The sequence below is a fragment of the Corynebacterium faecale genome (assembly GCF_030408735.1).
GTDB classification, from domain to species: domain Bacteria; phylum Actinomycetota; class Actinomycetes; order Mycobacteriales; family Mycobacteriaceae; genus Corynebacterium; species Corynebacterium faecale.
In genome coordinates this window covers 179,355-198,795 of the sequence record NZ_CP047204.1, presented here as the reverse complement: position 1 = coordinate 198,795, position 19,441 = coordinate 179,355, and the positions used below count along the sequence as shown (strand labels likewise).

Sequence of the window (19,441 nt, the reverse complement as noted above, 5' to 3'; positions counted from 1 at the left end):
GGTTGACCACTCTACTGCCTGACCTGGCTGCGCTCCCATTCCTTTTCCAGGGCGGAACCCTCCACGTCAAGACTGGGCAGGATTCTGTCCAACCAGCGGGGCATCCACCAGGTGGCCCGGCCCATGAGGAACATGGAGGCGGGAACCAGACCCATGCGGACAAAGAAGGCATCGAAGAACACGCCCACACCCAGCGCGAAGCCGAAGACCTTGATGAAGGGCAGGGGCTGATCGATGAACGCCGCGAAGACCGCGATCATGATCAACGCCGCGGCGGTGACCACACGGGAACCCTGCGTATAACCCTCAATGACCGATTGATCCACCGGGCTGTACTTAGACCCTGCGATCCCCTTGCCGTCATGGTGGGAGTAGTGCTCGCGCATGCGGGTGACCAGGAAGACCTGGTAGTCCATGGCGAGGCCGAAGGTGACACCGATGAGGAAGATCGGCATGAAGGAGATCAACGGGCCCGGGGTGTTGACGATATCCCACAGTCCCTCCTGCCAGAACAGCACAGTTACGCCGAAGGCCGCGCCGACGGACAGGAGGAAGCCGAGTCCCGCGACCAACGGAACCATGATTGAGCGGAACACCAGTATCAGCAGGAAGATCGCCAGACCCACCACCACAGCCAGGTACAAAGGCATGGCCCCCTCCAGCTGTTCGGTGATGTCCTGCTGCACCGCGGTGAGTCCCGTGGTGCCCAGTTCCACCCCGGTGGCGTCCTCCATCTGGGTTTCCTGGGTGCGCAGGACATGGAGCAGATCAGTGGTGGCGGGATCAGCAGGTCCCGTGAAGGGGGTCACCAGAACCTGGGCTGCGGTGCTGTCATTGTTCACACCGATGATCTGGGCGTTCTTGACATCCAGGTTGGAATCATAGGTCTGGGTGACGTACAGGAACGTCGCAAAGCGGGCGGCCGCCTCGCGGTCAAAGCCGGGCTCACCGGTGTCCTGGACGCTGATGAGCGGTTGCAATGCAAGCGCATCGGCGTTGACCTCATTCGCATCCACCACCACCAGGAATGGCGCATTCACACCTGCCCCGAAGCCCTCCGCCATGAGCTCCGCGGACTGGCGTTGGGTGGTGTCGATATTAGACGTGGAATCCGAGGGCAGCGCCAGCTCAAGGTTGATGACCGGAATGGACAGGGCTCCCAGGCCCAGAACCACCACGGCCACCACCAGACCGGGAACCTTCTGCACAAAGGTCACCCAGGTGCGTCCCTTCGAACGACGGCTCAGCGCCTGTTCCCAGGTCTGTTTCGGCGTCGGGTTGCCCGCGATCCCGGGGATCTTGCCCTTGAACGCACGACCACCCAGCACACCCAGCAGCGCCGGGATGAAGGTGATCGCGATGAGCACCGCCATCAAGACGGTGAACGCGGCGGAGATACCCATGACGGTGAGGAAGCCGATATCAGCGATTGCGAGTGCAACCAGCGCGATGATCACAGTGGCGCCGGCGAACACCACGGCGGAACCAGCGGTGCCCACCGCCATACCGGCGGCCTCGGCACGGGGCATCCGTTTATATTCGGCGCGGTAACGGGACAGGATGAACAGGGCGTAATCGATACCCACCGCCAGACCGATCATCACGGCCAACACCGGGGTGATGTTATTCAAATCCATGAAAGTGGTGGCCAGGACAATGGAAAGCGCACCGATGCCGACGCCGATCACCGCGGTGATCAACGGCAGACCGGCAGCCACGAGGGATCCGAAGGTGAAGATAAGAACAAGGAAGGCGATACCGATGCCGATGATCTCACTGGTGGTTTCAATCTGGATCGGATCACCGAATCCCGCGCCACCGGCCTCAACGCGGACGCCCAGGTCACGGCCCTTATCCAGGGCATCATTGATGGCATCACGGTGCTCGGAGGTGACATACTCCGGGCCCGGCACATCCACGTTGAAGGTGGTGTAGCCGATGGTGGCGTCATCGCTGAGCATCCGGAGATTGGCGGCGTCCTCGATGGCCGATTCCTCCGGCAGCCCCATGCCGGTCATCTGCTCCACGATCTGCTGCTCCAGGGCCGGCGACACCACTGCCGGGTTACCGAAACGGTCAGTTCCGGTCATCTCATCACCGAGGTTGGCCTCCAGGGTCTCAACGACGGAATCCACCGCCAACATCATCTCGGGGTGTTCCAGCGTCATGCCCTCCGGTGCCTGGAAGACCACATTGATACCTGCGGCTGTGACCGGGTTCGGCTGATCCGGGAAGTTCTCCACCAATGACTCGGTGGCATCGATGGAGGGAGTGTTATCAATGGTGAAGGTATCGGTAAATCCACGCTGCAGTGAAAGCGCGAGTCCCGCGACGATGGCCAGGATGAGTAACCAGGCAGAAATCACGATCCACTTGCGGTTATAGGACCATCGGCCCAACCTGAAGAGCAGCTTTGCCACCGGGGAGTTTCTCCTCTAACCGTCCTGAAGTCAAATACCCTCCCCAACTTACCTGCGGAAGGCACGAATAGGAGAACCGCTCAGAGGAATCGTGGAACCCGGACAAGGTACGACTGCTCTCGACCGCGCCCGGCACCAATCACACTGCAAACCGCACTGCGCTCCCCGGGATTATGTCGCACGGAATCACCGCCAACGAGATTCCAGGCCCCGAAAATAATATATGAGGATATAAAAACAGCTGCTCAGAGCCTATTTTCAGCTCTTCAAAACCTTCCCAATCACCTACCACGCACCGTACACTTCAGTTAAGGAAAGTTTATGATCTGCGTCTCAATATGATTCCCGTCTCGGATCTGAGGAAATTCCATGCCAGCCCCTACCCGAAGCGCCGTTCCCGTCATCATCGCCCTGGCTACCCTCTGTGCCACCGCTTCTCCCACACTCGCCACGGCAGCACCTGCCATGGAATCAGGTTCGCCCACCTACTGCCTGGCGCCTGATGGCATCATCTCCCCGCCGGCCACCTTCAACGCTGATCCCACAACGAACATCCCGCACTGGCACGTCGGCCTCCATTCCGATCCCTCAATTGATGTGAGTGATTTCCTCGCTTACCGGGAGGGCGAGAATTTTGGGATTCATCCGAGTGGATTCGGCGAGATGACCGAAACACAGAGCCTGACCTTTGACGCACGGGGATTCACCGGCACCACCACCGAGGACTCAAATACCGGTGATATCAGGTTCGCGGGCATTAGCTTCCGCAATGAAAACAACCTCTACACCCAGGCCGACGCGCCTGCGTTCTACATGTACATCGGCCCATCAACCACGATCATCCACGACCGCTGCGAAGGAACCTTCTACGACGCCCTCGGCTCAGAGCGCGAAGCCGAGGAGATCTACTGGACCCCCGGTTATCAATTCAATGATCCCACTACCGAGATCGACTGGTCCAGATTGCCACTGAGCCACTGAGCGGGCGAACATTAGTTCTCTAGACAAAACATTTGGGCCAACTTATGATTTATATCACAACTGATTATCGATCAAGCCCATGCACGACCCCGCCCCTAGGAGACTTCATGTCCCATCTTTCTCACACCCTTCGCATCACCATGGCCACCCTCGCCACAGCTGGCCTCTCCCTCGCCGTTCTCCCCGCCGCTACGTCAGTGGACAATGGCCGGGGTGGTGGCGTGCCCATCTACTGTCTTGCACCCGACGGTAAAATAGAGGCCTACAACCCAATCTATGAGGATGGCGTCCTCGCCTCCCATGACTGGTATCTCTCATCCTTCACCCCGTCGGGCATGGACACCCCCCTGGAAGAATGGGGACCCGGTTATGCGATGCACCCCACCGTGACCGGAACGATCAGCCCAACCTTCATCATGAACCTTGACGCGCTTCCAGAACCCGGGCAGACCACCAGGCAGTCGAACACCGGGGACATCCCATTTGTTGGACACGGGTTCAGGGCCGGAGATCTCCACAGCGATCCCCATGTTTATACCCTGTACGTCGGACCTTCCCTGGAAACCATCAATGAGATCTGCGACGGTGTATTCTACGATTCCAACGGCAACGAGCGCCCCGGATCAGAGATGAACTGGAGACCGCGGTATGTAAACACCGATGACGGGTTCGTTGACGCCACCCTGCCCGGAGGCGGAAACGGCGGAGGTGGTGGTTCATCACTCAGCAGCTAACACGCCTTTGCTCAAGGAAAAATAAAACCATCTACCGACAAGACAAGTCGGTAGATGGTTTTTGGCGGTGGCGGGGGGATTTGAACCCCCGGTTGGGGATTACCCAACAATCGCTTTCGAGGCGATCACCTTCGGCCGCTCGGACACGCCACCGCAGACCAGCTTAATGGTTTGGTGACGTGTCGAACAAATCTGGTCTAAAAGAGCCCCGGAAGGGGAATTAGTTGACGGCCTCTGGGTGCTCCTTGTCCGGATCATCCTTCTGGAAGGAACCCAGCACCTTGTTTGCTGCATCCTTGACCTTGTCGCCGGCGTTGCTCACGGCGTCCTTGATGTCGGCCTTGGTCTGGTCAGCACGGCCCTCATCAGCAAGGGACTCATTGCCCACAGCCTCGCCGGTGCCTTCCTTGATCTTGCCGCCTACGTTTTCAGCCTTGTTGGAAAAGTCTCCCATGATGTTCAACTCCTAAAATAAGTTCGTTTCAGTTGCTATACCGCCCCACAATAGGCGTGCCCCCGACCGAGTGTCGCCCAGGGAACTGACCGTTATTGAATTTTCATCAGGCTGTGATAAAACTCCCCCGGAGCCTCAGCGTTGTTGTTCGAAAAAGCCCGTCATCAGCGCAGCGGTCTCCTGCTCGAGGACCCCGCCGGTCACCTCCACGCGGTGCAGCACGGCCGGGTCCCGCACCACATCGAATACTGAGCCGCACGCGCCGGTGCGGGGCTCAAACGCACCGAACACCAGCCTGCCCACCCGGGCGCCCACCAGCGCGCCGGCGCACATGGTGCACGGTTCCAGGGTGACCACCAGGGTGCAGTCAGTTAATCGCCATCCGTCCGAGTACCGGCGGGCGGCCTGCCGCAGGGCGATGATCTCCGCGTGGGCTGTCGGATCAGCGTCCGTCTCACGGCGGTTGGTGGCGGTGGCCAGGATCTGGCCGTCGGGGGAATAGATGACGGCGCCCACTGGAACGTCGTCAAGCGGGGTCTGCCTTGCCACCTCGATGGCGTGACGCACCCGGCGTTCGTCTTCGCGCACCCGCAGCGGGGTGGGTAGTACGCCCATATCAGTCCATGCCCGTGGCGCGGGCGAGCTCGGTGCCAAAACCGAGTTCCTCAGCGATGCGCAGAAGCTGCTCGGAGGGCGCCAGATCCATGTCATCACAGATCACGGACACCACCTCCTCGGCCAGGCCCAGATCCGCGAGAATATTAAAATCACCCTCAGGCCAGGGATCAACATCATCCAGCTCATCGGGGTTCAGATCCGGGATATCCGCATCAAGCTCATCCATCGCGGAAGCGGCGAAATCATCATCCACCGCCATCGTGGCATCAGAGAGGAATATATAGGTGTTGCCGGGAGTCGGGCGGACAATCACAAAGTACTCATCTTCGACGCTGAGGAGTGCAAACGCCGGACCTTCACTGCGCAGCGCCCGCACTGCCTTGACAGAAGTGGAAATTCTGGTGAAATTATCGTCAAATTCACGCACATGCCAGCGTCCATCCGCCAGTGTGGCTGTGACCGCAAAGCTAAAACTGTCATCCATAGAGCTAACCGTAGTGGTAATGTGCCACACTTGTCAGGTGACTACCAAAGACATCTCCCGCCCGGTCTGTATCCTTGGCCTCGGCCTCATCGGAGGATCCCTGCTGCGTGACCTCCATGCCGTCGGCCACCCTGTTTTCGGTTATAATCGCTCCCGCTCCGGCGCCCGATCCGCCGTTGACGAGGGCTTTGATGTCTCCGCTGATCTCATCCCCACCCTCGAGCGCGCAGCCACGGAGGATGCACTCATCGTCCTCGCCGTCCCCATGACCGCGGTGGGTGAACTCCTCGATGACATCAACACCCACGCCCCCTCCTGTGGCTTCACCGATGTGGTCAGCGTGAAGACCGCCGTCTACGAAGCTGTGAAAGCCCGCGGCATGGACGATCGCTACGTGGGCAGCCACCCCATGGCCGGCACCGCGAATTCCGGGTGGGGCGCCTCCATGACGGGCCTGTTCGACCGCGCCGTATGGGTGATCACCTTCGACCACCTCATGGACGCCCCGAAGGTGTCCTCCCGGTGGACCGGCATCTGGAAGGACGTCTGCCAGATGGCCGCCGCAGTCGGCGCCGAGGTGGTGCCCTCCCGCGTGGGCCCCCACGATGCCGCCGCCGCCCGGGTCTCCCACCTGCCACATCTCCTCGCAGAAACCCTCGCCATCGTCGGTGACAACGGTGGCGCCCTCTCCCTTTCCCTTGCGGCCGGCAGCTTCCGCGATGGCACCCGGGTTGCCGGCACCGACCCCGCGCTGGTCCGCGCCATGTGCGAAAGCAACGCTGATGCCCTGCTCAAGTCGCTCGACGAGGCACTGGCCATCCTGCAGGAGACCCGCGATCACCTCGCCGGCACTCCACCGAGCGTGGAGCAGCTGGCCGATAACGGTTACCGTTCCCGTCTGCGCTACGAGGCCCGCACCGGGCATGGCCGTTCCACGGACTCCGTCAGCCCGATGCTCACCTCCTCCCGCCCCGTGCTGCGCATGCACCCCGGCCAACCCAACTGGGACAAACAGCTGATCCACGCCGAGACCCTCGGCGCACGCATCGAGGTGTTCTAAAGCTTAAAAAGCGCTTCTCGACGACCACCCCTCATCCGCTGGGGAGCAGAGGGGAACAAAAGGGAGCGCAAAAGTTGGAGATCTCCAGGTTTTACTCTCACGCGTGCATAACGTCACAAGATTTCATGGAAAACGGCCCCTTTTCGGGGAAATCTTGTGACATTGTGCACGGGTTTTGGGGTTTTCGTCGACAAGCAAAAAATCCCAGCCAACCGGCTGGGATTTCTCTATATTGTGCGCCCGGAGGGATTCGAACCCCCAACCTTCTGATCCGTAGTCAGATGCTCTATCCGTTGAGCTACGGGCGCAGTGCAGATTATCGCTCACGCGCTCTCTGCAACGACTGATTACATTACACCCGGTTCGATTTTCTCACAAATCCGCAGGTCAAAGGAGAAAGCCCGCCCCGCGGCAGGAACCGGGGGCGGGCGATTAGTTCACCAGGATTTCAGTGAATGTTAAAGCACGATGCCGAAGACCGGGATCGCCACCAGGTAGGTGAAGATGGTGATGAGGATGACGGCGATGATGTTGAGCCAGATACCACCCTTGACCATCTCGCCGATCTTGACATAGCCGGAACCGAAGGCGATGGCGTTCGGTGGGGTCGCGACGGGAAGCATGAAGGCACAGGTCGCGGAGAGTGCAACCGGAATGGTGAGCAGCAGGATGTTCTGCTCGCCGCCGGCGGTGAGACCGATGCCGACTGCAACACCACCCATGATCGGGAGGAAGGTCGCGGCGGTGGCGGTGTTGGAGGTGAATTCGGTGAGGAACAGCACCAGCGCGGCCACGGAGAAGATCAGCAGGATGATGGGCAGGGCGCCCAGGCCCTTCGCCAGCTCACCGATCCACAGGGACAGACCGGTCTGGGTGAACATGGCAGACAGCGACAACCCGCCGCCGAAGAGAATCAGTACGTCCCAGGGGGTTTCATTGGCGGTCTTCCAGTCGAGCAGTCGCTCACCGGTCTTGAAGTTCGCCGGCACGGTGAACAGGATGACACCGGCGATGATGCCCACCATGGCGTCGTGGATGGCCAGTTCGGAACCGGTCCAGTCCAGAGCCAGTGGCACAAACACCCAGGAGATAGCTGCGGCCAGGAAGACCAGGCCGACGGCGATCTGCGGGCGGGTCCACGGTCCCAGCTTCTTGATCTCCTCGCGGATCAGTTCCTTACCCCCCGGGATCTCATCGATCTCCGGCTTGAACACGGTGGTCAGAACCAGCCACGCCAGAACGGTAAAGATGACGGCGATCGGTACACCCACCATCATCCACTGGCCGAAACCGATGGTGATGTCGTGGGATTCCGACATGTAGGCAGCCAACAGAGCATTCGGCGGGGTACCGATCAGGGTGCCCAGGGAACCGATGGAGGCCGCGTAGGCGATGGCCAGCATGAGACCGGTGGCAAACTTCTTCTGGTTCTTCATTCCGCCGACGGTCTCAGCGGTGAGCACCAGCACAGACATGCCGATCGGAAGCATGACCACGGCGGTGGCGGTGTTGGAGACCCACATGGAGAGGAATCCGGTGGCCACCATGAAACCCAGAACCAGCTGCTTGGGCTTGGTGCCCACAGCCAACACCACGGCGAGCGCCATGCGGCGGTGCAGGTCCCACTTCTGCAGACCCAATGCCAGCAGGAATCCGCCGAGGAACAGGAAGATGGTGGGGTTGGCATAAGGTGCCGCCGCAGAGGCGAACGATGTCACCTGGAACAGCGGGAACGCGATCAGAGGGATTAGGGCGGTGGCCGGCAGCGGGATGGCCTCGGTCATCCACCAGGCGGCCATGAGGACGGTGGTGGCGGCGGTGATGCGCATGGCGTCACGGGAGTATTCCGCGTCCGGGTCGAAACCTGCGGACTCGGCAACCACCTCCACGGCGTTCGCGGGGAAGAAGAGATACACCAGCAGGGCGAGCACCACACCGGTGATCAGACCTCGCGCCTGGCGGTGCCACTCCTTGCGATTCCCCACCTTCATTACATCTCCGGTTTCCCCAGCGGAGTCTTCTTTCACTTCAGATGCACTCATGGTGACATCCCTCCTTTTCCCTATTGCTCTCTAATTAACCTGGGAATAGTAACGCCATTCACAGAAAAGGGTACAAAATGGAGTCACCAATAAGGTATGACCACACCGCGTGGCGGACGAGGCACCTTGAACCACCTGCAATATTGCAGAGACCTGCTACCAGACTGTGGCCTTTCTGCCCACCCCCAAGTCACCCCCAGCACGTGAATTATGCTATTTGCTTGACGACGCCCCCAACCCCTCCAGCCTCCCGCAGCAGGCACGCGCCTGCACCGTGCATAACGTCACACGATGTTGGGAAAATGGCCCCCTTTTCGGGGAAAGCTTGTGACGTTGTGCACGCTTTTCGTCGACAAGCAAAAAAAATCCCAGCCGCTTGGCTGGGATTTCTTTCTATCGTGCGCCCGGAGGGATTCGAACCCCCAACCTTCTGATCCGTAGTCAGATGCTCTATCCGTTGAGCTACGGGCGCATGCCTCTGATCCCGTTAAGGATCAGAGAGCGGAGACGAGAGGATTTGAACCTCCGGTCCTCCGTTAAAAGGACAACTCATTAGCAGTGAGCCCCATTCGGCCGCTCTGGCACGCCTCCATGGTCATGGCCGATAGCATCGGTATAACCGTCTAGTACAGTACCGCGCGTTCTCAGATTTAGACAAATTACGGGGTCAACGGCGGTTTCAGATGGTTGCCCACCCCCGCTAGTAGGGTTGGAAACATGATTAGAGCCGATCTCTCCGATATCCCCACCTACGTTCCCGGAAAAGACATCGACAACGCCACCAAGTTGTCCTCCAATGAGGTTGCTTTCACCCCGCTGCCTGCAGCAATCTCCGCCATCACCGAAGCGGCAGGGGGTGCCAACCGTTATCCGGACATCGCAGCGGTGGAGCTTCGGGGTGTGTTGGCTGAGCATCTGGAACTTGATCCGGAGCAGGTGACGGTGGGCTGTGGTTCCTCCGCCCTGTGCCAACAGCTGGTGCAGACCACCTGCCTGCAGGGCGATGAGGTGATCTTCCCGTGGCGCAGCTTTGAGGGTTATCCCATCTTCGCCCGCGTCGCTGGCGCGGTGGCCGTTCCGATCCCGTTGCTCCCGGAGACCCAGGGGCACGATTTGGACGGCATGATCGCGGCCATCACTGACCGCACCCGCCTGATTTTCCTCTGCAATCCCAACAACCCTTCGGGCACCACCTTCACCGAGGCGGAGTTCGAGGCCTTCATGGAGCGGGTGCCATCCCATGTGGTGGTGGGTCTGGATGAGGCTTATTTCGAGTTCAACCGCTCCGAGGACTCCCCCGTGGCCACCGAAGCTGTGCGCCGCTACCCCAATGTGGTGGGTCTGCGTACCTTCTCCAAGGCTTATGGTCTGGCAGGGGTGCGCATCGGTTATGCCTTCGGCGACCCGGAGATCATTGCTGCGATGAACAAGGTGGCCATCCCCTTCGCGGTCAGCTCCGTCGCACAGGCGGCCGCCATCGCGTCCCTCAATGCCGCCGATGAGCTCATGGAACGCGCCGAGGAAGTGGTCGCCGAACGTGATCGCGTGGCTACCGCAGTGGGCGCTGCCCCCAGCCAGGCGAACTTTGTGTGGCTACCCGGTGAGCAGGCATCAGACCTGGCCGGCAGGCTCGCCGAGCACGGGGTGGTCATCCGCGCCTTCCCGGAGGGTGCCCGGATCACAGTCACCACGCGCGAGGAAAACAACCGGCTTATCCACGCCTGGGAGGCTGTTCACAATGGGTAGTTTATGGGGTTTCCTCGTTCGCACCGTAGCCACGGCGGCAGCATTATGGGTGGTTATCCAGCTCATCGCTGGCATCTCCATCACCACGCCCCCGGAACCGCTCTACGCCAACGGTGAATATGACAATGTCCTGGTGTTCCTGGGCGTGGCCGCCATCATCGTGTTGCTCAACGCCACGGTGAGACCAGTGCTCAAGCTCATCGGCCTTCCCCTGACCATCCTCACCCTCGGGTTATTTGTCCTGGTCATCAACGCCGGTATCTTCCTCCTCGCGGAGTGGATATCCAACATGGTGGGCCTGGGTCTTCACATCACAGACTTCTGGTCCGCGGTGTGGGGTGCCCTGGTGCTGGCGGTGGTGAACTGGGTGCTCGGCCCGCTCACCGGGTTGCTCGGCGGACGTAGGCGCTAATCCACGTGGCACTGCAGGTACAGGGCGTAAGCAGGGTGTTCGACGGGGTCACCGCCCTGGATGAGGTGACCTTGGAGGTTCCATCCGGTTCCATCACCACGATCGTGGGCCCTTCGGGGAGCGGCAAAACCACCCTGCTGCGGTTGCTCGCAGGTCTGGACGCACCGGATTCCGGTGAGGTGAGCATCGATGGGCAACCGGTGGAATTAGGGTCGACCGCCCTGTGTTTTCAGGATGCTCCCCTCTACCCGCATCTCACCGTGGCGGATAATGTCGCTTTCCCGCTGCGGCTGCGTGGCTCCCGTTGTTCCGGGGCTGAGGTGGCAGGACGGGTCAGGGAGGTTCTTTCCATGCTGCGCATTGATCACCTGGCCGGGCGGAGGATCTCGCAACTATCCGGTGGGCAGAAACAGCGGGTGGGTATCGCCAGGGCCCTGATCAGGCAGGTGCAGGTGTATCTCTTTGATGAACCCATGGCGCATCTGGATGAACAACTCGCCCGAGACATCCTTGATGATCTCCGGCAGATTCAGCGGGATCTCGGGTTGACGTTTGTCTATGTCACCCATTCCAAGGACGAGGCCTTCGCCTTAGCCGATCAGATGGTCATTCTGCAGGACGGGCGGGTTGCTCAGGCGGGGCGCCCAGAGGAGTTGATTGACTCCCCGGCGAGTTTGTTTGTGGCGGAGTTTCTGGCGAGGACGAGGTTGAATGTGGATAAACACGGCACCCAAGTCACGGCCAGCAGGCCGGAGGAGGTCACCGTCGTGGCTGCAGGCGACGGGGTGGCGGTGGAACAGGTGACTTACCTGGGACCGGGTTGGTTGATCCGCACGGCCATGGGCGCCGGGGTGTCCGAGGGGCCGTTCGCGGTAGGCGACACAGTCCGTCTGGAACCACGCAGGATCTTCACTTTTCCGGTTTAACCACCGGCGAAGGGCGGCAGTACATCCACGCGGGAGACACCGGCCAGGGAGGCGTCGGGCTGGGCGGAACGGCCATCGATGAGGAAGGTGCAGCGGTCAAAGACCTGCGCCAAGGTCATACCTGCGGCGGTGGTGTCGGTGTTCTCCTCGCCCAGGCGGATCAGGAGATCACGAAGGGTCGCATCCTGCCCTGCGATGGTCTCCCGGTCAACCCCACGGGCCGCGCGGGCAGCCGCGAAATAATGAATGTCCATGGCCGGTATTCACACGCTTTCTCAATTACGCTCAATTTAATACTGCCCCAATCGTAGGAAAGGCGACTCCATGAAGCAAGGGTTCAGGTTCATCCTCAGCATTCCTGTCTTGTTGGTCGCAGTATTCCTGCTGGCAGGATGCCTATCATCCGACTCTGGCTCTGGTTCGGACCGTGATTCCGGCACCGCCCATGTCTTCGCAGCGGCCTCGCTGGGCACCGTGGGAGAACACCTCGCCGAAACCTTTGCGGAGGACCACCCCGACGCGGAGATCGTGTTCAACTTCGCCGGTTCTGCCGCCCTAGTCCGCCAGTTGGGAGAAGGTGCGCCCGCAGACCTGTTCATCTCAGCCGATGGAGCCACCATGGACAAAGCCCTTGCACTGGAGGAGTTCACCAGCTCCGAGGTGGAGGTCATCGCCACCAACCGGTTGGTGCTGGCCACCGCCGACGGCAATCCCGCCCAGATCCGGGAGCTGGCCGATACCACCGACCATCTGATTGCCATCTGCGCTCCTGAGGTTCCGTGTGGTGCCCTCGCCACCACCGCACTTGAGCACGCCGGGGTGGATTTAGCCACCAGCTCCGAGGAGGCCAATGTGAACGATGTGACCACGAAGATCGCCACCGGCGCGGTGGATGCCGGCTTCATTTACTCCACTGATGCACAAGCTCTGGGCAGTACGCGGGACATCACGGTCATTGAGCTCGACGGGACGCCTCCGAATGACTATCCGGCGGCACTGACAACGCGGGGGCGGGATAATGATGTGGCCGTTGCCTTCGCGGAGTTCCTGACCTCAGAAAGCGCCCAGGGTATCCTCGCAGGTTATGGGTTCGGAACAGACTAACGGGCACGGCGGAGCCAACAGTATTGGGGGCGTTGGGAGATCCCTGAGCCCGGCGCGGGTCCCCAATTTCAGCCTGCCCACCTGGTTGCTGAGCCCGGCGCGGGTCCCCAATTTCAGCCTGCCCACCTGGTTGCTGATCCCGGCCACCATCGCTCTGCTGTTCATCCTGGGGCCGATCCTCGCACTGATCCTGCACATCCCGTGGTTCAGGTCATGGGAACTGCTCACCCAGCCGGAAGCCCTGCAGACGGTGGGATTATCCATCCGAACAGCACTGGTGGCCACCGGATTGTGCGCATTGCTCGGATTTCCACTGGCCTTGGCCCTGCACCATCATGGCCGGAATCATCGCCGGTGGGTTGCTGTGGTTCAGGTGCTGGTCTACGCACCGCTGGTTTTGTCCCCGGTGGTGTCGGGTCTGGCTCTGACTTTCCTATGGGGGCGCAGGGGTTTTCTGGGTCAGTATTTGGATCAGCTCGGCATGCCGGTCACATTCACCACGTCCGCGGTGGTGATCACCCAGGTGTTTGTGGCGCTGCCCTTCTTCGTGTCCACGGTGGTCATCGCCTTACGCGGCATTCCCCTGCGTTTTGAGGAACTCGCCGCCACCGAGGGCGCCACCCGGTGGGAGGTGATGTGGCGGGTGATCATCCCGCTGAGCCTGCCCGGGATCGCGATGGGCATGATCCTTGGTTTCGCCCGCGCGCTGGGTGAGTATGGTGCGACGCTGACTTTCGCGGGTAACGTCGCTGGTATCACCCGCACCATTCCCCTGCACATCGAGTTGGGCTTGAGCTCCAATGACATGGATCGGGCTCTGGGGGCGGTCATCATGTTGTTGGCGGTGTATGTGCTGATCATCGGAGCGATCGGAGTGATCAGGATGTTTTCACGACAGCAACCCGGGCAGCCTCAATCCAGGCAACCCGGGCAGTCCCGGCAGTCCCGTTGAGCGGCGGAAGGAAACACACCATGTCCCGTACACCCGAACAGCACGTGGATGAGATCAGATCACTCCTCCCACCACTGGGCAGTGAGACGGTGGATCTGCACGCCGCGCTGGATCGCCGCACCGCCGGCCCGGTCAGTGCCCGGTGGGATTCTCCGCGTTTTGATAACTCCCAGATGGACGGTTACGCACTCAGTACCGCGCAGCTGGCCGGAGGCATCTTCCCGGTGGGTCCGACGGTGGCGGCCGGGGTGGACCCCGCCACGGTGTACCCACAAGGGCTTGACGACGCCTCCCTCTGCCCCATCATGACCGGTGCCCGGTTGCCTTCCGGTACTGCGGCGGTGGTCGCGGTGGAGAAAACCGGGCCGGGTGATTTCGTTCCTGAAGGTACGGCGGTGACAGTCCCCGCCGCGGCCGCCGGCCAGTTCATGCGTTTACAAGGATCAGATATCCGTGCAGGCGCGGAGATCATCTCCGCGGACACCGAGCTCACTCCCGTGCATATTGCACTGCTGGCGAGCCAGAGCATCACGTCTGTGGAGGTGGTGCGCCGGTTGAGGATCATCACGGTGACCGGCGGCGCAGAAATAACAGAAATAGCAGAAATAACAGAGAACGCCACCAGCACCGCCCAGCCCGCAGCCACCATCCCCGATGCCAATGGTCCCCTGCTGTATGCCCTGGCCAAGCGACACGGGATTGAGGTGCTCGCCCAGTTACATACTGATGACAACCCGGCGCGCCTGGCTGATCAACTCGAACAGGCCATTGACCAATATCAACCCGATGCGGTGATCACTTCCGGGGGTATCAGCCAGGGGAAATTCGAGGTGATCCGGCAGGTCCTGGAGCCCACCGAGGGAGCGTGGTTCGGGCATGTGGATCAGCAGCCCGGGGGCCCGCAGGGGTTGGCGGTATTCCATGGCACGCCCGTCATTGCGCTGCCCGGTAATCCGATTTCCACGCTGGTAAGTTTCGCGTTGTTCATCCCACCGGTGCTGCGGGGAGAGCCGTTGACCCCGATCATCGCTGAGATGGGCGATGCCGCCACCGGTTTGCAGGACACCAGGGATCAGTTTCTCCGCGGTCGGTGGGAGCTCGTGGATGGGCGCCTGGTGGCCACCCCACTTCCGGGAACCTCCTCCCACCTGCTCGCCCAGGGTGCCAGCGCAACCTGCCTGATTCGTGTCCGCGCGCGGACTACGGTGGAGGCAGGAAACAGCGTGGAAATCTACCCGCTTGGTTGAGATACCCACTTGGTTGAAGGAGAGACAATGAGCGATTTGACCCACGTCAGGGCTGACGGTTCTGCACACATGGTGGATGTGACCGCCAAGGAGGAGACCACCCGTACGGCGGTAGCCGAGGGGTTTGTACGCACCCGCACTGATGTGGTGGAGAAGCTCTTTGCCGCTGACCTGCCCAAGGGTGATGCGCTGCCTGTGGCGCGCGTGGCCGGCATCATGGGGGCGAAGAAGACGCCGGAGATCATTCCGCTGTGCCATCCCCTGCCGCTGGGCAAGATCACCGTCGATTTTGAGCGCCTCGACGATGGTGTGCGCATTGAGGCTTCCGTGAAAACCCGTGGTGTGACCGGCGTGGAGATGGAAGCCCTCACCGCGGTCACCACCGCCGCGCTGACGGTGTACGACATGATCAAGGCCGTGGACAAACTCGCCGTGATCACTGATATCCGCGTGCTCGCCAAGTCCGGTGGTAAGTCCGGAGATTGGTCGGTATGAGTGCGCACACCGGATTAGTGCTGGTCAGCTCTACACGCGCGGCGGCCGGCGAGTACGAGGACCGCTCCGGCGCTTACCTTGTCGGCTGGCTGCGGGGCCGGGGCATCACGGTGCCTGATGCCCGCGTGGTCGCCGATGCGGATCTGCCGCACATCCTGTCCAGCCTGCTCAATGACCGCCTCGGATTACCCGATGTGCTGCTGGTGTCCGGTGGTACGGGACTGACACCTGATGACCGCACCCCGGAAATCCTCACCCCCTTCCTGGACAAAGAAATCCCCGGTATCGTGCATGCCTTCTGGAACAAGGGCCTGGAATCCGTGCCCACCGCGGTGTTGTCACGTGCGGTCGCAGGCACCATCGGAACCTCGTTTGTGATGGCTCTGCCCGGGTCCACAGGTGCCGCCCGTGATGCGGCAGCCGTGCTCGACCCCCTCCTCGATCACCTCCTGGCCACATTGAAAGGACACCATGACCACTGACCCCGCCTACGTTGGTGAACAGACCGGAAAACTCATCGATGCTTTCATGACCGAGAAGCCCCTCACCGGGTTCCTCGCGTCAGCCAAGGCAGCAACCTGCACCGATGCCATGGGTGCGCTCGTGGTGTTCGAGGGCGTGGTCCGCGACCACGACGGTGGTTCGCGCGTGTCCTCGTTGACCTACACCGCGCACCCCACCGCCGATGCGGTGATCAGGGAGGTGGGGAACGGGGTCGTCGCAAAGCATCCGCGTGCCCGACTGTGGACGGCGCACCGCACGGGCGCGCTGCAGATCGGCGACATCGCATTTTTGGTGGTTGCGGCCGCCGCGCACCGCCACGACGCCTTCAACGCGTGCTCCGAGCTTGCCGACGCCGTGAAAGCCCAGGTCCCGATCTGGAAAGAACAGGAATTGGTGGGCGGCGACACCGAGTGGGTGGGCCTGTGAAACGCGCAGATATTGCCCGCTACCGCCGCCAGATCATGCTCGGCGAGGTCGGTCAGACCGGCCAACAGCTGCTTTTCGACGCCCGCATCGCCGTCATCGGTGCCGGCGGCCTGGGGTCTCCCGCGCTGCTGTACCTCGCTGGCGCGGGAGTGGGGCATGTGCTGATCATCGACGATGACCTGGTGGACCTGTCGAATCTGCACCGCCAGGTGATTCACTCGACTGCCGGCGTCGGGCAGCCCAAGGCGGAATCCGCGCGCGAGGCCATGCTGGCGTTGAATCCGGACCTGGATGTGGAGGTGGCACTGGAGCGATTGACCTGGTCAAATGCGCTGTCGATGCTGGAGGGTTATGACATGATCCTCGACGGCTCCGACAACTTCGAGACCCGCCACGTGGCTTCCTGGGCCGCCGCCTCTCTGGGGATCCCACATATCTGGGCCTCCATTTTAGGGTTTGATGCCCAGCTCACCGTCTTTCACGCGGGCCACGGACCGATTTACGAAGACCTCTTCCCCACCCCACCACCTGCCGGTTCCGTTCCCTCCTGCTCCCAGGCCGGGGTGCTCGGACCTGTCGTGGGTGTGGTCGGATCAGCGATGGCGATGGAAGCATTGAAGCTGGTCACGGGCGTGGGCAAGCCTCTGGTAGGCAAGCTGGGGTACTACTCCTCTATGGATGGGACCTGGGAGTACATCCCCGTGCTGGGCTCACCGGGTGTCCTGGAAGTGGTACTGGCACGGACGGCACCGGCACCAGCCTCCTCCCACGAGGAGTTGGATGTGCCACGGACAGATTCGGTGGCGCCGGGGTCCGTGCTAATTGATGTCCGTGAACCCCACGAATTCGCCGCCTATGCCATGCCCGGAGCCGTGAATGTTCCATTGTCAGCGATCCGGTCTGGCGAGGTGCCTGCTGAGGTGGCTGCGGGCGAGAAGGTGCTGGTCTACTGCGCAGCCGGAGTCCGATCTGCGCAGGCAGTGGCGATTTTGGAAGCTGCTGGTTATGGCAATCTGACCAGCCTGGACGGCGGCATCGAAGGCTGGTTGGACCGCTAGCGGCTACTCAAAGATGCAGTGGTACGGGCCCGCATCCTCGCGGAGGACCTGACAGGCCAGCACCTGATCCTCCTTCTCGATCTCATATTTCCCCAACACCTCATTATTGAGCATGTGTGAGCGCCCGCCCGTGAGCGTGACCTGGGAGGTGCCACAGTGTCCCTCCATGCAGGAATAATAGGCAGGGATATCCTGGTCGAGCAGTGCATCCAACAGCGTCTGTTCTTCTGGCCACGTGAAGGGGTAATCCTGGCCATCCACTGTGCACCTGTGCTGGATATCGCTCATGTGACCGAGGTTAGTAGTGAGTCAGCATCATATGCCACATCCACACCGGCTCATCAACGATCCCCCTCAAGCGCGCCCGCGGACTTTTCGTGCGGAATGCTCTGACCTGTTCCAGCAACCGGATCAGCTTCCTGACCGCGACGTGCCCGACGCAATCCTCCGTAATGCGCAGCGCGGTCCATCCCAGCAGCTGCGCATGATTGGTCTTCCAGCGATCAATAATGAAGGTCTGATGCAGAGGATCCCCGTGATATTTACGACTATCCACATCAATCACCACCTTCAACTCCTCAATACACACATCCCACTTGTATCCCCCGATCCTGAAATTCTGCTTCGTCTTGAACCCCTTCCGGTGCAGACTCCCCACCAACTGCGACTCCAAACCACTATCCGTTCCATAAACACAGCTGTCCAGAAACGTCCTGAGCGTGGTCTTCTTCTTGGTTTCCATGGCGGCGAGCTCCCTGACCATTCGTGTAATTCCACTCTCACCGGTGAACCTGGCATTGGTGACGTCCCGAAGATCTTTCTCCGACATGGACCCATCCTCCAGACACACCCGGATCGCCTCCACCAACGGCACCACCCGATATCCACCGCGGTCCTCATAGCTACGTTTCTGACCTCGGTTTATCCTCAGCAGATGCGGAGTTGTGGTGCGGGTATTGCCAGTAGGTGCCCTCACCACCAGCGGCAATGACAACGGCCTCACCTCATGTGCCTCGATTGCCGAACGCCCATCCAACACGAGGCCCGTCCTGACCAGGTTGATAGCCTCCCACACCGTCTCCCCTGTCGGGTTGGCCCTGGTGGTATAGGTTCCGTGCAGTAATTTCACCAGCTTCCCCTCTTTCACCAAGGTTTCGATCCTTCGCCGGCTATAGCCATGCTTGCGGAGCTCCCCGTAGGTCCAGGCTGTTCTTTTCTTCGCTGATTGCGTGTGATCCATATCTGGTTTGACCGCTGGGAGATGCACTGGGTTCCCTTGGCGGGCAAAAGGGTACAAACTAGGCCTCCACAAGGCCCCCGCCAACAGCCAACCCGCACGGTTTTGCCCGGCCCACCCCAGGACCCCTCCACGACCGGCCCTGGTGGGCAAAAGGGTACAAACTAGGCCTGCCCAAGACCCTCCCCAGCAGCCAACCCGCACGGTTCTGCACACCACACCGCCAACGGACCTGAGCGAGCAAAAGGGTACAAACTAGGCCTGCCCAAGGCCCCCGCCAACAACTAACCCGCACGGTTTTGCCCGGCCCACCCCAGGACCCCTCCAACGCAGAAATCCCGGTCCACCATGCGTTGTGCGCGGTGGACCGGGACCAGATTTGCGGAGACGGAGGGATTTGAACCCTCGGATGGTTGCCCATCGCTGGTTTTCAAGACCAGTACATTCGGCCGCTCTGTCACGTCTCCAGCGTCGATTGAATATCGACAAGAAGGAATCTTACCCGACTCCTTTCGCATCGAGGAAACTGCCCCGATAATCT

21 protein-coding genes and 5 tRNA genes are annotated in these 19,441 nt (G+C 61.0%); 13 read left to right on the top strand and 13 right to left on the bottom strand.

Going from position 1 to position 19,441, the window contains the following annotated elements:
- Positions 1-11: 11 nt before the first annotated feature.
- Positions 12-2,420 carry an MMPL family transporter gene (locus CFAEC_RS00945; protein WP_290277954.1) on the bottom strand — a complete coding sequence of 803 codons (2,409 nt, stop codon included), beginning with the start codon at positions 2,418-2,420 and terminating at the stop codon, positions 12-14.
- Positions 2,421-2,789: 369 nt separating this feature from the next.
- On the opposite strand from CFAEC_RS00945, the gene CFAEC_RS00940 reads away from it, so the two are divergent.
- Positions 2,790-3,401, top strand: coding sequence for a hypothetical protein (locus CFAEC_RS00940; protein ID WP_290277952.1), 612 nt, complete (start codon positions 2,790-2,792; stop codon positions 3,399-3,401).
- A gap of 107 nt (positions 3,402-3,508) precedes the next feature.
- Positions 3,509-4,135 (top strand): hypothetical protein, encoded by a 627-nt coding sequence (locus tag CFAEC_RS00935; RefSeq protein WP_290277950.1) that lies wholly within the window; start codon positions 3,509-3,511, stop codon positions 4,133-4,135.
- A gap of 62 nt (positions 4,136-4,197) precedes the next feature.
- On the opposite strand, the gene CFAEC_RS00930 is transcribed toward CFAEC_RS00935, so the two are convergent.
- The 4 genes from CFAEC_RS00930 to CFAEC_RS00915 form a co-directional block, all read right to left on the bottom strand.
- A tRNA-Ser gene (locus tag CFAEC_RS00930) sits at positions 4,198-4,288 on the bottom strand.
- 67 nt (positions 4,289-4,355) lie between these two features.
- Entirely contained in the window at positions 4,356-4,589 is a 234-nt protein-coding gene (locus tag CFAEC_RS00925) for a CsbD family protein (protein ID WP_290277948.1), read from the bottom strand.
- Between the two features lie 135 nt (positions 4,590-4,724).
- The gene (tadA, locus tag CFAEC_RS00920) at positions 4,725-5,204 is read right to left on the bottom strand and encodes a tRNA adenosine(34) deaminase TadA (RefSeq protein ID WP_290277946.1); all 480 of its coding nucleotides are present in this window, start codon (positions 5,202-5,204) and stop codon (positions 4,725-4,727) included.
- A gap of 1 nt (position 5,205) precedes the next feature.
- A complete protein-coding gene (locus tag CFAEC_RS00915; protein WP_290277943.1) occupies positions 5,206-5,691 on the bottom strand; it encodes a tRNA adenosine deaminase-associated protein in 486 nt (161 codons plus the stop codon).
- A 37-nt stretch (positions 5,692-5,728) separates the two neighbouring features.
- Here CFAEC_RS00915 and CFAEC_RS00910 point away from each other — a divergent pair, with 37 nt between their 5' ends.
- Positions 5,729-6,751 carry a prephenate dehydrogenase gene (locus CFAEC_RS00910; protein WP_290277940.1) on the top strand — a complete coding sequence of 341 codons (1,023 nt, stop codon included), beginning with the start codon at positions 5,729-5,731 and terminating at the stop codon, positions 6,749-6,751.
- A gap of 235 nt (positions 6,752-6,986) precedes the next feature.
- On the opposite strand, the gene CFAEC_RS00905 is transcribed toward CFAEC_RS00910, so the two are convergent.
- The 4 genes from CFAEC_RS00905 to CFAEC_RS00890 form a co-directional block, all read right to left on the bottom strand.
- A tRNA-Arg gene (locus tag CFAEC_RS00905) sits at positions 6,987-7,059 on the bottom strand.
- 150 nt (positions 7,060-7,209) lie between these two features.
- Positions 7,210-8,742, bottom strand: a complete 1,533-nt coding sequence (locus CFAEC_RS00900) for an SLC13 family permease (protein ID WP_435384266.1) — start codon at positions 8,740-8,742, stop codon at positions 7,210-7,212.
- A gap of 450 nt (positions 8,743-9,192) precedes the next feature.
- A tRNA-Arg gene (locus CFAEC_RS00895) sits at positions 9,193-9,265 on the bottom strand.
- Positions 9,266-9,295: 30 nt separating this feature from the next.
- Positions 9,296-9,384 (bottom strand) — tRNA-Ser (locus tag CFAEC_RS00890).
- A 126-nt stretch (positions 9,385-9,510) separates the two neighbouring features.
- On the opposite strand from CFAEC_RS00890, the gene hisC reads away from it, so the two are divergent.
- Genes hisC through CFAEC_RS00875 form a run of 3 tightly spaced genes read left to right on the top strand, consistent with a single transcriptional unit; the run spans position 9,511 to position 11,877 of the window.
- Positions 9,511-10,539: a histidinol-phosphate transaminase gene (hisC, locus tag CFAEC_RS00885; protein ID WP_290277936.1), complete on the top strand. Its 1,029-nt coding sequence runs from the start codon at positions 9,511-9,513 to the stop codon at positions 10,537-10,539.
- A complete protein-coding gene (locus CFAEC_RS00880) occupies positions 10,532-10,951 on the top strand; it encodes a phage holin family protein (RefSeq protein ID WP_290277935.1) in 420 nt (139 codons plus the stop codon). The genes hisC and CFAEC_RS00880 overlap by 8 nt, the downstream gene beginning before the upstream one ends.
- Before the next feature lie 5 nt (positions 10,952-10,956).
- The gene (locus CFAEC_RS00875) at positions 10,957-11,877 is read left to right on the top strand and encodes an ABC transporter ATP-binding protein (RefSeq protein WP_290277933.1); all 921 of its coding nucleotides are present in this window, start codon (positions 10,957-10,959) and stop codon (positions 11,875-11,877) included.
- Here CFAEC_RS00875 and CFAEC_RS00870 read toward each other — a convergent pair.
- Complete coding sequence (locus tag CFAEC_RS00870) at positions 11,874-12,131, bottom strand: MoaD/ThiS family protein (protein WP_290277931.1); 258 nt, start codon at positions 12,129-12,131, stop codon at positions 11,874-11,876. The two genes, CFAEC_RS00875 and CFAEC_RS00870, sit on opposite strands and share 4 nt — an antisense overlap.
- A gap of 70 nt (positions 12,132-12,201) precedes the next feature.
- Between CFAEC_RS00870 and modA the strand changes: the two genes are divergently transcribed.
- From modA to CFAEC_RS00835, 7 genes are read left to right on the top strand one after another with little or no spacing between them, the layout of a single operon-like run.
- Positions 12,202-12,981 carry a molybdate ABC transporter substrate-binding protein gene (gene modA / locus CFAEC_RS00865; RefSeq protein ID WP_290277929.1) on the top strand — a complete coding sequence of 260 codons (780 nt, stop codon included), beginning with the start codon at positions 12,202-12,204 and terminating at the stop codon, positions 12,979-12,981.
- Positions 12,962-13,933 carry a molybdate ABC transporter permease subunit gene (locus tag CFAEC_RS00860; RefSeq protein WP_290277927.1) on the top strand — a complete coding sequence of 324 codons (972 nt, stop codon included), beginning with the start codon at positions 12,962-12,964 and terminating at the stop codon, positions 13,931-13,933. The genes modA and CFAEC_RS00860 overlap by 20 nt, the downstream gene beginning before the upstream one ends.
- 20 nt (positions 13,934-13,953) lie before the next feature.
- Positions 13,954-15,180 carry a molybdopterin molybdotransferase MoeA gene (locus CFAEC_RS00855; RefSeq protein ID WP_290277926.1) on the top strand — a complete coding sequence of 409 codons (1,227 nt, stop codon included), beginning with the start codon at positions 13,954-13,956 and terminating at the stop codon, positions 15,178-15,180.
- A gap of 27 nt (positions 15,181-15,207) precedes the next feature.
- On the top strand, positions 15,208-15,675 hold the full coding sequence (gene moaC / locus CFAEC_RS00850; RefSeq protein ID WP_290277925.1) for a cyclic pyranopterin monophosphate synthase MoaC: 468 nt from the start codon (positions 15,208-15,210) through the stop codon (positions 15,673-15,675).
- Entirely contained in the window at positions 15,672-16,157 is a 486-nt protein-coding gene (locus tag CFAEC_RS00845; protein WP_290277924.1) for a MogA/MoaB family molybdenum cofactor biosynthesis protein, read from the top strand. The genes moaC and CFAEC_RS00845 overlap by 4 nt, the downstream gene beginning before the upstream one ends.
- The gene (locus CFAEC_RS00840; protein ID WP_290277923.1) at positions 16,147-16,605 is read left to right on the top strand and encodes a molybdenum cofactor biosynthesis protein MoaE; all 459 of its coding nucleotides are present in this window, start codon (positions 16,147-16,149) and stop codon (positions 16,603-16,605) included. Before CFAEC_RS00845 ends, CFAEC_RS00840 begins: the two co-directional genes overlap by 11 nt.
- Positions 16,602-17,663 carry a ThiF family adenylyltransferase gene (locus CFAEC_RS00835; RefSeq protein ID WP_290277922.1) on the top strand — a complete coding sequence of 354 codons (1,062 nt, stop codon included), beginning with the start codon at positions 16,602-16,604 and terminating at the stop codon, positions 17,661-17,663. The genes CFAEC_RS00840 and CFAEC_RS00835 overlap by 4 nt, the downstream gene beginning before the upstream one ends.
- A gap of 3 nt (positions 17,664-17,666) precedes the next feature.
- Here the strand turns inward: CFAEC_RS00835 and CFAEC_RS00830 are convergent, their stop codons facing one another.
- The 3 genes from CFAEC_RS00830 to CFAEC_RS00820 form a co-directional block, all read right to left on the bottom strand.
- Positions 17,667-17,951: a 2Fe-2S iron-sulfur cluster-binding protein gene (locus tag CFAEC_RS00830; RefSeq protein ID WP_290277921.1), complete on the bottom strand. Its 285-nt coding sequence runs from the start codon at positions 17,949-17,951 to the stop codon at positions 17,667-17,669.
- A 10-nt stretch (positions 17,952-17,961) separates the two neighbouring features.
- Positions 17,962-18,810, bottom strand: a complete 849-nt coding sequence (locus CFAEC_RS00825; protein ID WP_290277920.1) for a putative endonuclease domain-containing protein — start codon at positions 18,808-18,810, stop codon at positions 17,962-17,964.
- Positions 18,811-19,282: 472 nt separating this feature from the next.
- Positions 19,283-19,367: transfer RNA gene (locus CFAEC_RS00820), tRNA-Ser, on the bottom strand.
- Positions 19,368-19,441: the final 74 nt, after the last annotated feature.